10 protein-coding genes are annotated in these 12,352 nt (G+C 54.6%); 6 read left to right on the forward strand and 4 right to left on the reverse strand.

Annotated elements, in window-relative coordinates; genetic code table 11:
- Positions 1 to 35: 35 nt before the first annotated feature.
- Entirely contained in the window at positions 36 to 989 is a 954-nt protein-coding gene (locus KI367_RS06165) for a DUF4822 domain-containing protein (RefSeq protein ID WP_373316211.1), read from the forward strand.
- A 167-nt stretch (positions 990 to 1,156) separates the two neighbouring features.
- Here the strand turns inward: KI367_RS06165 and KI367_RS06170 are convergent, their stop codons facing one another.
- From KI367_RS06170 to KI367_RS06180, 3 genes are all read right to left on the reverse strand, one after another.
- A complete protein-coding gene (locus tag KI367_RS06170) occupies positions 1,157 to 1,963 on the reverse strand; it encodes a lipase family protein (RefSeq protein WP_246536714.1) in 807 nt (268 codons plus the stop codon).
- A 267-nt stretch (positions 1,964 to 2,230) separates the two neighbouring features.
- Complete coding sequence (locus KI367_RS06175; RefSeq protein ID WP_036708186.1) at positions 2,231 to 3,961, reverse strand: sigma-54 interaction domain-containing protein; 1,731 nt, start codon at positions 3,959 to 3,961, stop codon at positions 2,231 to 2,233.
- Between the two features lie 83 nt (positions 3,962 to 4,044).
- The gene (locus KI367_RS06180; protein WP_212948416.1) at positions 4,045 to 4,965 is read right to left on the reverse strand and encodes a proline dehydrogenase family protein; all 921 of its coding nucleotides are present in this window, start codon (positions 4,963 to 4,965) and stop codon (positions 4,045 to 4,047) included.
- 221 nt (positions 4,966 to 5,186) lie between these two features.
- Here KI367_RS06180 and pruA point away from each other — a divergent pair, with 221 nt between their 5' ends.
- Both pruA and rpoN read left to right on the forward strand, forming a co-directional pair.
- Entirely contained in the window at positions 5,187 to 6,734 is a 1,548-nt protein-coding gene (pruA, locus tag KI367_RS06185) for an L-glutamate gamma-semialdehyde dehydrogenase (protein ID WP_036708189.1), read from the forward strand.
- A gap of 132 nt (positions 6,735 to 6,866) precedes the next feature.
- Entirely contained in the window at positions 6,867 to 8,180 is a 1,314-nt protein-coding gene (rpoN, locus tag KI367_RS06190) for an RNA polymerase factor sigma-54 (RefSeq protein WP_246536694.1), read from the forward strand.
- A 141-nt stretch (positions 8,181 to 8,321) separates the two neighbouring features.
- On the opposite strand, the gene KI367_RS06195 is transcribed toward rpoN, so the two are convergent.
- On the reverse strand, positions 8,322 to 9,467 hold the full coding sequence (locus tag KI367_RS06195) for a lyase family protein (protein WP_212948420.1): 1,146 nt from the start codon (positions 9,465 to 9,467) through the stop codon (positions 8,322 to 8,324).
- Between the two features lie 235 nt (positions 9,468 to 9,702).
- Between KI367_RS06195 and KI367_RS06200 the strand changes: the two genes are divergently transcribed.
- From KI367_RS06200 to KI367_RS06210, 3 genes are all read left to right on the forward strand, one after another.
- Positions 9,703 to 10,209 carry a hypothetical protein gene (locus KI367_RS06200; RefSeq protein ID WP_212948422.1) on the forward strand — a complete coding sequence of 169 codons (507 nt, stop codon included), beginning with the start codon at positions 9,703 to 9,705 and terminating at the stop codon, positions 10,207 to 10,209.
- 219 nt (positions 10,210 to 10,428) lie between these two features.
- Positions 10,429 to 11,655, forward strand: coding sequence for an RtcB family protein (locus KI367_RS06205; protein ID WP_212948424.1), 1,227 nt, complete (start codon positions 10,429 to 10,431; stop codon positions 11,653 to 11,655).
- 95 nt (positions 11,656 to 11,750) lie between these two features.
- Entirely contained in the window at positions 11,751 to 12,263 is a 513-nt protein-coding gene (locus tag KI367_RS06210) for a DUF3231 family protein (RefSeq protein ID WP_212948426.1), read from the forward strand.
- Positions 12,264 to 12,352 lie beyond the last annotated feature (89 nt).

The raw sequence follows: 12,352 nt of genomic DNA on the forward strand, positions 1-12,352 counted from the left end.
CGGGCGACGAATTGGTGCAAATCGTATCCAAAGCGCTGAATCGCGATTTGGAAACCGTGGCCTCCTGGGCGGAACGCTTCTATGCAAAGGGAAGCCATGCCACGCGCGGTCAGGCGGCCTATCTGCTGAATCTGGCGCATGAAGCGATGTCTTCGCCGAACGCGAAGCTCACGAAAGGTCAGGAAATGGCTAACATCCTTAGCAGCACCCATTGGCAGGGGACGAGGGTATACGACAAAAACCATAACGACCTGACGAAAGAAAATGCAAACTTCATCGGTCTGGCGAAATACGATGCGAAGTACGGAAGATATGAATTTTTCGATGCCAAAACAGGCGCAAGCCGCGGCGATCAAGGCACTTTTTTTGTTACGAACGACGGGAAAAAGAGAATATTGATTTCGGAATCCATGAACTACCAGGCTGTCGTTGACATCACGGAGCTGAACCAGGACATCTTCACGTATAAAAGATGGGGCAAAGACGCGCAGGGCAACGATGTGGAGGTATACGTCGAACATGTCCCTTACCAAGGGAAAAAGCTTGAATTTACAAGCCCTGACAAAGCGTTGAATTCGACTACCGGCGATATCGTCAAAGACGTTGACGGGGACCGCATTTTAGGCGGCACGCTTTGGAACGGAACGAAGGTATGGGACGAAAACGGCAACGATGTCACCGCGTTTAATTCCAATTTTATAAGCCTGGCGAAATTCGACGACAAAACGAATCAATATGAGTTCTTCAACCTGAAAACAGGCGCAAGCCGCGGCGATTACGGCTACTTCGACATTGCGCATGAAAATAAAATCAGAGCCCATGTTTCCATCGGTACCAATAAGTACGGCGCCGTTCTGGAGCTTACGGAGCTGAACCCCAATAAATTTACTTATAAAAGAACGGGCAAAGACAAAGACGGCAAAGACATCACCGTATTCGTCGAACATGAACCGTATCAAGGCAGCTTGAATCCGAAATTCACGTTCTAAAGGCATTGAATCTAGGGCCGTGAAGCCAACAGGAGCTGTCCCGTACGGCAAGTGCGGATTGTAGACAGCCCGATTCGGTTGAAATAAGCGGAAACGAAAAAAGACGGCATCAGGGAAGGGTCCCTGTGCCGTCTTTTTAAGTACGCCCAGCCGAGCATAGGCATGATTTACTCAACCGGTTTCGGCTCGGACGCGACCGGGCAAAAGCCGGGATTGGCCAAGCACATCAACTCTGCGAACTGCGGCTGAAGTTTGGCAAGCTCCGCGAAATAGCTGCTGATGACGTGGTTTCCGCCGATCGATCCGTTTTGGAATGTCAAAGGCGAAGAAGCGGGAACATGGCTGTAATAATATTTTTTCTCCCGCTTGGGAAGTTTGTAGACGGGCGGCGGGGCGTGGGTGACGACGTCAAACAGGTTGCAGGCGCGCCAGCTGTTGCGAACGTACTTCGGGAATACTTTTGCGAACGCCGGATCGCCCACCCGAGGAGACCCGTAAGTAAACACAATCGGGGAGACGAAGCGGGTGTTGGCCGCCACGTCGATTGCGCACAACGTCGCAAGCGCCGCGCCCAGGCTGTGACCGGTAATGTACAGCGTTTTGTCCGGCGACATGCCGGAGAGCGCGGAGATCACCCGGCTGCGTGCCGAGGCGTAGATGCTTGTAAACCCGCGGTGCGTTAGGCAGGGTTCCTTTACGTATTTGAAGTTTTTTTGCGAAGCGATGATGTCCGAAATCCAATTGCCCGCCGAACTGGTTCCGCGGAAAGCGATGATGATTTCCTTCGGAGCGTCAAGGATGAAGCCAAAACGTTCCCACACCCCCGTAATGGATTTGGCCTCGATCACGTCCGCGACCGAATAGTTCGCCGGAACGACGAACAAGCCGTCCGGGTTGTTAAATTGCGCATACGTCTGTCCGCATACCGCCGCGAGAAAAATAGCCCGCTTTTCCTGATCCGATTTTACGCTCAACACGCCGATCCCGCCTTTCCCTTCCATACTATTAGGAATGAGGGGGAGAGGTGCCTATGGCACGGAGGATCAGCGGCCGCGAGATCAGCCGGCGTTTTTTGCCGCAGCCTCATTATAAGGTTCGGTTTTGTAATACCCGCGGATATATTAAGCATGCGGAACGGCCATTGCATCATGGAAGGCATTTCCTCGCATGGCGGGATGATTGCGTCTAAAATTTTAGACATTCAAAGTTTGACTGTCTAAGAAAGCAAACAATGCCATCGTTTACAATTGCAGCCGTTTCAGTTTGTTGTACAGCGTCGCCCTCGATATGCCAAGCTGCTTCGCGACCGCAAGCTTGTTGCCGCCGGCCGCCTCGAGCAGCTGCTGCAGCAGGTTTCGTTCGTAATCATCGAGCCTTGCCTGGTATAGGGATCCGTTGATTTCCTCCCCGGTTCCAAGCGAATCGGGTCCCGGGTCGGCATTCGTATCCCCCGCATAAATGTTGGCCGGCAAATATTCGCGTTTCACCTCGCCGTCCGTCGAGAAAATGACGAGCCGTTCAATCGTGTTTCGAAGCTCGCGGATATTGCCCGGCCAATCGTATTGCAGCAAATCTTCGAGCACGTCCGGCGGGATGGTATGGATATGGCGGCCGTACACGATGGAAAATTCATGCAAAAACGATTGCGTCAGCTCATAAATATCCTCCTTGCGTCGGCGCAGGGGAGGGATATCCAGGGAGACGACGTTCAGCCTGTAAAACAGATCCTCGCGGAAGGAGCCTTCGGCGATCATCTGTTTCAAATCGCGGTTCGTGGCCGCGACGATCCGGCAATCGGCATGCTTCAGTTTCGTGCCGCCTACCGCAAAATAATTTTTTTCCTGAAGCACCCTCAGCATTTTGACCTGCATATCAAGCGGCATTTCCCCGATTTCATCGAGAAACAGCGTGCCGCCGCTAGCCAGTTCGATTTTTCCTTTTTTTCCTTTCGGGTCGGCCCCCGAAAACGCGCCCTTTTCGTATCCGAACAGCTCGCTCTCGAACAATGCGGCCGGGATGGCCCCGCAATTGATGGCGATGAACGGGGCGTTCGCCGCTTCGCGGCAGCGATGGATCGCTTGGGCGAACAATTCCTTCCCCGTGCCGCTTTCCCCCTGGATCAGAACCGTCGCTTTGGTCGTGCTGATCTTCCGGATCGCGTCGATGCTTTTTTTGATCGCCGGGCTGGTTCCTTTGATAGGCTGGAACGGATCGCTGGAAGGGTTTAGCAGCGCGACTTCCTTTTGAAGGTGATGGACTTTGCTTGTCATATGCAGCAATTCCTGGTGAAGTTTCATCTGCGTGGTCAGGTCGGATTCGGCGGCGACCGCTCCGACAATCCGGCCATCCAGCATCACGGGGGCCGAGTTAATGAGAACGAACATGTCCGGCCTGGGCCGATGGAGTTTTTTCTGGACCGATTCGCCGGTCTCCAGCGTTTTCAGCGATTGCAGCCGATCAACGGGAAAAAAATCCGAAGCGGGTTTGCCGATGATTTCGTTTTTTTGTATGGAGAAAATATGCTCCGCACCGGTCGTCCAGCCGGCCACGCGGCCTTCATCGTCAATGAGCGTGATGGCGACGTCCGGGTTAAGCGCTTCCAAGGTGGTCGAAAAATAAGCCTCCAGATGCCGATGGGCTGCGACGACAGCCTCGATGACATCGCTGGCCGCGACATAACCCGCCGGTTCGCCGTCCTGCAGCACGATCGCCAACGAACAGGAACAAAAAGCGGAAGAAATATTCAAGAATGATTCCTCTGCTTGAATCGTCCTTACATCCATGATTCGAAGCCGGCCGTCCGCTTCCGTCGACGGGGCCAACAAGCCGTATGGACCGGAGGGCTGCTTCACGAAAACCGGGAAATCCTCCGCGACTGGGTGGCCCTTCTGATACAGCTCCAGGTCGGCAGGCCCGATGATATGGAATGTCGTGCGGATTAAACGTTCCAGACTGGGCAATACGTGTTTCATTTTGCTGCCCCCTATGCAGGTGATGTTCTATCGTTAGGGCCATTATACCCAGCCTGTTTTTCGGTGTAAATCATCTTTCCATTTCACTTAAACATGTTTTTGAGCACCATCCACAAATTCGCCGGTTTTTCCGCCAGCCGTCTGGTGTAGTAGGGATACCACATGGTTCCGTACGGCATGTAGCAGCGGATGCGGTAGCCTTCCTTGGCCAACCGTTCCTGCTCGCTCATCCGCAAGCCGTAAAGCATTTGGAATTCAAAGGCATCCTTCGGGATGCCGTTCGCGCGGGCATAATCCTTGACCCATGAAATGATGCGGTCGTCATGCGAGGCAATGGCGGTGTAAATGCCTTTGTCCAAATGCATGCGGATGATTTTTTTGTAGTTGTCGATCACTTCGCTCATTTGCTGGAAAGCGACCGTTCCGGGTTCCTTGTAGGCGCCTTTGACCAAGCGGAGATTGACGCCCGCCTCGATGAGCCGTTTGACGTCGTTTTCGGTACGGTGCAAATACGCTTGGATGACGGTGCCGACGTTGGTCAGCCCTTCCTTGTGGAGGCGCAAAACGATATCGATCGTCGCTTGGGTGAAAGGCGAGTCCTCCATATCGATCCTGACGAAATTTCCGTGTTTTTGGGCTCGGCTGACGACCGCCCGTATATTGCCGAAGCATGCTTCCGGATCCAGCGCCAGCCCCATTTGGGTCGGTTTCAAGGAGACGTTGGAGTTCACTTTCCTTTCGGCGATGCCGTCAACCAGCCTGAGATATTCCTCTTTGTACCCGGCAGCTTCCGATAAAGCCTGAATGCCCTCGCCCAAATGGTCCAGCGTCACCATGATCCCTTTGCGGTTCAAAACTTCGATTTCGTCCAGCGCTTCGCTCAGCGTATCTCCCGCGATGAATTTGCTCGCCAATTTCCTTCCATATTTAAGGGACAGCTTCTCGACCAGCTTGTTGCCGGCGATCGAGAGCAGCACCTTTCGGTATAGTTCGGTAGCGTCCATGGATCTTTCCCCTTTCGAAATATATCGCTAAACGTTCTTTAACGATGATCCAAGCAAAAGGCATGCCAAAAAAGCGGGTACCGCAGGCCGCTCTTCCTGTTTTTGCTTGGTTGCCTCTTCGCACGCGCACCGGGAGGGTGGTTTGGCACGGATTTTGCTTGCATACCGTTGTAGAAGCAGGATGAACTATCGAAACCGAAAAGAGAGGATGGTAACGATTTATGAGATCCGAATTCAAAAACGAGGTTTTTGTCAATTTCCAAGAAAAAAGCAACAACGAGGCATACGATGCCGCGCTGAAAAAGGCGGAAGCGGAACTGGGGAAGGCGTATCCCGTCGTCATCGGCGGCGAAAAAATCATGACCGACCGCAAAATCGCTTCGATCAATCCGGCCAATAAGAAGCAGATCATCGGCAGCGTCTCGCAAGCCGACATTCCGCTCGCGGAGAAGGCGATTCAAACGGCGGCGGCGACGTTCGAAACTTGGAAGCGTACCGATCCGAACGAACGCGCGCGGTATTTGTTCCGGGCTGCCGCGATCTTGCGCCGGCGCCGCCACGAGTTTTCCGCCTTGATGACCTTGGAGGCCGGTAAAACAAGGGTGGAAGCCGACGTCGAAACGGCCGAAGCGATCGATTTCCTTGAATTTTACGGGCGGGAAATGCAGCGTCTCAGCTTGCCGCAGCCGTTGACGGTTAGCGAAGAGGAAGAAAACGAGCTTTATTACCTGCCCCTCGGCGTAGGCGTCGTCATTCCTCCGTGGAATTTCCCGCTTGCGATTATGGCCGGCATGACCACGGCGGCGCTTGTCGCCGGCAACACGGTCGTTCTCAAGCCGGCCAGCACGACGCCGGTCATCGCGGCGAAATTCGTAGCTTTGCTCGAAGAAGTGGGCTTGCCGCCGGGGGTCGTCAATTATTTGCCGGGACCGGGCGGGGAGGTCGGCGATTACCTCGTGGATCATCCGCTTACCCGGTTCATCAGCTTCACGGGCTCGCGGGATGTCGGACTGCGAATCAACGAACGGGCAGCCAAAACGCAGCCGGGGCAAAAATGGATCAAACGCGTCGTTGCCGAAATGGGCGGAAAAGATGCCATCATCGTGGACAAAGAAGCCGACCTTGAGCTTGCAGCCGATGCGATCACCGCTTCCGCCTTCGGTTTCTCCGGGCAAAAATGCTCGGCCTGCTCGCGCGTCATCGTTCATGAGGATGTGTACGAGATCGTCCTGGACAAAGTCGTCGAGCGCGCAAGCAAGCTGGTCATGGCCAACCCGGCCGAAGCGTCCGCGAACCTCGGGCCGGTGATCGACGAGAAGGCGTATGCCAAAATACAGGAATACATCGAAATCGGCAAACAGGAGGGGCGCCTGGTGTTAGGCGGCGGCACGGGATCTCCCGACGGATTTTTTATCGAGCCGACCATTTTTGCGGACGTGGATCCAGAGGCGCGCATTTCGCAGGAGGAAATTTTCGGTCCCGTCGTTGCGTTCACGAAAGCCAAATCGTTCGACGAAGCGCTGGAGTTCGCGAACAATACCGTGTACGGGTTGACTGGAGCCGTCATTTCGCGTAACGGGGCCCATTTGGAAAAGGCGAGACGCGAGTTTTTCGTAGGCAACCTCTACTTTAACCGCAAATGTACGGGAGCGCTCGTCGGTACGCATCCTTTCGGCGGGTTCAACATGTCGGGAACCGATTCGAAAGCCGGAGGAAGGGATTATTTGCTGCTGTTTACGCAGGCGAAGCTGGTTTCCGATCGATTCTAAAATTTTAGACAGTGGCAGCGGTAGCCTTTTTGCATAAGGTTAAGTAGAATCAATTTCATAGTACCGTTATTGAGTATTGTAAAAAGCACCTTTATTTTTGAGATAGAACGACCTGCGGAAGGGGAGAGGACGTTGTTGGGCTACCAACTGGCGCAAGACCAACGCTTGAAGCTGGCGATCACTCCTGAACTGAAGCAATCCATCCATATTTTATCGTTGTCCGCCGATGAGCTGCTGCAATATTTGCAGGAACAGGCGACGGAAAATCCGGTGCTGGAGTTTGAGTTTTCCCGAAGCCGGGAGGCGTTTGGAAAAAAGACCGGAACCGGAAAAGGCGGGGCGATGATGCCCGATCCGCTTTGGTACGCCGCCGCCAAGCAGGATACGATGGAAGAAAAACTGCTGAGCCAGCTTCGGCTGCTTTCGCTCCCTTCCGACGTGTTTAAAGCGGCTGCTTATTTGGCCGGCAATTTGAACGAAAACGGGTATTTGGACGTTCCGCTAACCGAAATCGCCGGGAACTTAAAGGTTGCTGAAACGGTGGTCGGGCTGGCGCTGGAAAAGCTGCAATCCTTGGAACCGGCGGGAATCGGCTGCAGGGATCTGCGGGAATGCCTGATTCTCCAGATCGTCCGCGATCCGCAATCCGTGCCGTATGCCTTCGAGATCGCCGACAAGTATTTGTCCGATGCAGCCGGCGGCAATCTTGGCCGGATTGCTTCGGCACTTCGGATTCCGAAGGAGCACGCGGTCCGCGCGCTGCAATACATCCGGACGTTGAATCCGCGCCCGGGGCTGGCTTTGGCTGCTTTCGAGCCGCAGTATGTCGTCCCGGACATGATCGTCGAACGTCATGCGGACTCTTTTTCGGTCACGCTGCATGCGATGAGTCGTCCCAAACTTTCCATAAGCGAAGAATACCGGAAATGGGCGGAAACCCGCTCGTCGGCCGCGGCTTTTTCCTACGTAAAAGACTGCTTCAGGTCGGCCGAATGGCTCATGCGATGCGTGGAGATGCGGAAGACGACCTTGCTGAAAGTGGCAAATGCCATGATGGAGGAACAGAAGGCATTCCTCGACGAAGGGATTAAAGGCATCCGGCCGATGACGTTAAGCACGGTTTCAGGCAAGCTGGATATGCACGAGTCGACGGTGAGCCGCGCGATTCGCGGAAAGTATGCGCTTACGCCGCATGGCGTGTTCCCGCTGAAGTATTTTTTTGCCGCCGGGGTTGCGACTTCAAACGGGGGATCGGCTTCATCCAGGATGGTGAAAGCAAGGATCAAGGAAATGATCGCTTCCGAAGATAAACATCGCCCGTTATCCGACCAGAACATCGCCGACGCGCTTTTTTCGGAAGGGATCCGGCTATCGCGCAGAGCGGTGACCAAATACCGGGAAGAATTAAACATTGCATCCTCGCAGGGCCGGAAAAACAAAATCTAAAAACATAGGCCGTTCCCGAAAACGCGGCTTCCGGGAGCGGCCTATGTTTGTCCTGCATGAAAAATGCCGCTCAAACGAGCGGCAATGATGCGCCGGATGGTCTTCGAAGGATTCAATGCCATTGTCAGGGGATGCTTGGCGTTACCGGCAGGAAGCACTCCGTCCGGCATGACTCTGGATCGCCGTCGCAAAGGCCTCCACGCCTTTATCCATCATGGTCAGCGATTCCAACAGGTTATAAGCGACGACGGGCGGGATGGCGCCGGGATCGAGCATGCCGGCCTCGGCGGCAAGGCCGAGGCTGTGATCAAAACCGATCGCCTGAAAAGCGATTTGGCCCAAGGCTTCGCTGGCGGCAACCTCTTTGCCGCTGATCCATTCGGGAGAATCGGCAAGGTTCTGCAGCGAGGCTGCGAGCCGAATGTCGCTGCACAGGTTGGACAGATTCAGCGCCAAGTGCCTTACGGCCGACGAAAGCCGGGTAAACGCTTCGTTGTTTCGCTCCGCCGCCCCGTTAACGTCTCCGATCGATTCGCCGATTTGGGCGGTATTGCGCAAATGGGATAACGTTTTGGAAGCGATGGCCGCATCCTCCATGTCGGCATTCGCCGTCGTCAAACTTGCGGCAAGCCGGGCGTTTGCGGCCGCCATGCGTTCCATACCCGACTGCAGCTGCCGCGCGCCTTCATCCAGTCGGCGGCTGAACCACGCCGGCGTTCCCGGCTGTTCCTGATGGCCTTCAGGCATTGGCCGGCTGCCGATCTCCGATTTTTTGGCGACCAGGGCGCCGATCAATTGGTCGACGGAGCGGATCAACCGCTCAGTTAACCGGTGGGAGGCAACCCGAAGGGCCATCGCGATGACGCCTGATGCTGACTGCCCCCGGTTCACGTGCCGGACGGGATCAAGAATGGAATAATTGCCTTTGTCCTCCAGCATCAGTTCAAGAGCCCGGTTGGCTATAATCTCGTTGACGTTCATATTCAGCGATTCGCCCGTCGGGTCTTGAAGCCAATCGACGACGATATCCCGCGCATGTTGTCCTGCGATTACTTCTTCCGCCGCCTTGACGATGAGACCGCTGATCCGCGCCGGCAGCGTCCCAGATTCCAGATGCGCAAGAGCCGCGGCTTTTTTTACGCATGCCAGCGCCTTCATAAGCTCCCCATGGATCGGCATGCCCGCGCCGTGCGGAATCTTTTCCGAGGCCCGGAGCGTACGGATTCCGTAATAAGCGTGGGAGGGCAGCACCCGCGCCCCCAACCCGTCCTGTTCGATTCTGATCATATGTTTCGCTTCCCCTTTCGCTTTGGACATCCACTCGCGTTTTCCTTTGTCACCCTATTACGCAAGCAAATTTCGTTCCAACAGCGGGACGCATGCGAAAAAAACTCTCCCATCGAATAAATACCACTCAAACGTTGTCTTCCGGCAGGCGCTTTCCTTATACTTTAATCCATCGGGATGCTGCAACATACTCAAATCGAAAAGATTTAAAGAACATACGAAAGTAGGATTTTGCATGAAGTATATCCAAGCTTGCGGACTGGAAGAACATGAAATGTATTTTTTCGAGGTCGACGGGCAGATGGCCGCTTACCGCCAGGTTTCGGTCGTGAACGGACATTGCCGCGTATCGGTCGCCCCCGATTTTCATCTGATCGAAACGGAAGTGGAGCTGTTTGAAGGAGATGAGGAGATCACGCGGGAGGCATTCGAAGAGATCTGGCAACAGGCCGTGCTGCCTTACAGGGAGGCATGGGAAAAGGCTAAATCGCTTTGTCCCCCCGGCAAAAACGTCGCCGGTACCATTCGAATGTTCTATCCGCAGGGCGTCATCATCCAATTGGACGAAGGCGCTTATGCCGTTGCGGACGATCCCGGGCTAAGGGAAAGAACGCCTCCGGCGTGGATGTATCCGGGTTACCGGATTCAAGGGAAGGTCGAACGAGCGGATGAAGCTCTCTTGATGCTTATGCTGAATGACTGCAGGGTGACGGGAAAAAAGGTTGAAGAGATGCACTTATGAGAGATTCCGGCAAATTTATCGGCCGTTCCCACGGGGATCGCCATACTTTCGCCATGTTCATTTCTTTGGAATGGAGTCATGATGGAATCATGGTTTTAACGCCTGAATAGCAGACAAACGGTTCCGGATGGAATTGCGGGGGGGACATCTGCCGTCTAGCGAACAAACGGTCCTTGGCCGACAATAAAACAATGAGAAAATCAATGGAGTGAACGCGTAATGGGATACCAAAACATAGACGGAGTGCGGGTATGGGGAAAGCCGGACGAAAGTTCGGTAGCCCAGGCGCTCAGATGCGCCCGGACGGGAAACACGGTGCAAACGCTGCTGATGGCGGATCACCATAAAGGGTACAGCCAGCCGATCGGAGGCGTCGTCGTCTACGACGGCCAGATTTCGCCTTCGGGCGTAGGGTACGACATTGCCTGCGGCAATAAAGCGGTGCGCACGAATCTGTACGCAAGCGACGTAAAGCCTGTACTGGCGGGAATCATGGACGAAATCGCGCGCAGCGTATCCTTCGGGATCGGACGCGTCAACCATACCCCGTTGGATCACGATTTGTTTGACGACCCGGATTGGGACGTGTACAAAACATTGGGCAAGCAGGTGCATGACAAACTGTTGTCGCTGGCCAGAAGCCAGCTCGGCACGGTCGGCAGCGGGAATCATTTTGTCGATTTGTTCGAGGAGAAGGCGACGGGGCGGCTGTGGATCGGGAACCATTTTGGAAGCCGCGGTTTCGGGCATAAAACGGCAAGCGGCTTCATCAACTTGTGCTCCGGGCGCGAATTTCTGGCAAATGCGCCTGGAGAATCGATGGATCAACCACCGGTGCTGCTGGAGCTGGAGAGCGAACTCGGCGATATGTATTACCGGGCAATGAAACTTGCGGGGCGTTACGCTTATGCCGGGCGGGATTACGTGATCGAACAGGTGCTGTCCATTTTGGGCGCCGCGGCGGATTTCGAGGTGCATAACCATCATAATTACGCGTGGAAGGAGACGCACCACGGGAAGGACGTCATCGTCGTGCGCAAAGGGGCCACGCCGTCCGCGCCCGGTCAAACGGGGTTTATCGGCGGCAGCATGGGGGATATTTCCGTCATCGTGAGAGGGAAGGATACGGCGGAAAACCGCGATGCCTATTACAGCACGGTCCATGGGGCCGGGCGTGTGATGAGCCGGACGCAGGCGGCCGGAAGGATGAATTGGAAAACCCGCAAACGAAGCGGCGGCCAAATTTCGACCGGGCAAATGTTGGCGGCCGTCAAGGAATTCGGAGTGGAGCTGCGCGGCGCCGGTACGGATGAAAGTCCGTTCGTTTACCGAAAGCTTCAGGACGTGTTGGATGCGCATGCGGAAACGATCGAGGTTTTGCATGTGCTGAAGCCGATCGGCGTCTGCATGGCGGGCGCGGACGAATTTGATCCTTATAAGGATTAAGGGGTGACCCCCACTTCGATTTCCGGAAACATAAAACAATGATTTCCTGCAGATAATGAATCGGTAACGATAACGATCAAAGGAGATCAAATACAATGGGCATTCTAGACGGAAATCCAAAAGACGAGCCGATGCATTACGGCGAAGTATTTAGTGTATGGGAAGCTTCCAAGACGGCCAAAGGAACGGTATCGTGCTATCAGGCTTATCTGAACCACGCCGGCGACAAGGAATTGAAAAAAATCCTCGAGGACCTGATCGACCAAGCCAAACTTGAAATCAAGGAATGCGACGCGCTGTTGACGGATAACGGCATTGCCCCCGCGCCGGTACTCCCGGAAAGGCCCGATGCCAAGCTGGAGGACATTCCGATCGGCGCCAGATTCATGGACCAGGAAATCGCCGCCAAAATCGCGGTGGAAACCGCTGCCGGCCTGGTCGCCGCAAGCTCGATCATCGGCCAGTGCATCCGCGAGGACATCGGCGCGTTGTTTGCGAAATACCATGCGACCAAAATGGCCCTTGGCCTCCGCATTCTTCGGCTCAGCAAGGAAAAAGGCTGGCTGATTCCGCCTCCGCTGCAAATCAAAAGACCTGTAGAGGAATAGCAGCATAATGACAAAAAGCCCTTGCCGGTATTTTGATGGCAAGGGCTTTGATGTATAAAGGTCGTGCATTTATTGAATGGCAAACGGGT

It is taken from the genome of Paenibacillus cookii (assembly GCF_018333375.1).
Lineage (GTDB): Bacteria > Bacillota > Bacilli > Paenibacillales > Paenibacillaceae > Paenibacillus_AQ > Paenibacillus_AQ cookii.

Coding starts and splice junctions, on each gene's coding strand:
- KI367_RS06175 (WP_036708186.1), bottom strand. CDS start 3,961: ATGAAACACGTATTGCCCAGTCTGGAACGTTTAATCCGCACGACATTC.
- KI367_RS06210 (WP_212948426.1), top strand. CDS start 11,751: ATGGGCATTCTAGACGGAAATCCAAAAGACGAGCCGATGCATTACGGC.
- KI367_RS06205 (WP_212948424.1), top strand. CDS start 10,429: ATGGGATACCAAAACATAGACGGAGTGCGGGTATGGGGAAAGCCGGAC.
- KI367_RS06195 (WP_212948420.1), bottom strand. CDS start 9,467: ATGATCAGAATCGAACAGGACGGGTTGGGGGCGCGGGTGCTGCCCTCC.
- KI367_RS06180 (WP_212948416.1), bottom strand. CDS start 4,965: ATGGACGCTACCGAACTATACCGAAAGGTGCTGCTCTCGATCGCCGGC.
- KI367_RS06200 (WP_212948422.1), top strand. CDS start 9,703: ATGAAGTATATCCAAGCTTGCGGACTGGAAGAACATGAAATGTATTTT.
- pruA (WP_036708189.1), top strand. CDS start 5,187: ATGAGATCCGAATTCAAAAACGAGGTTTTTGTCAATTTCCAAGAAAAA.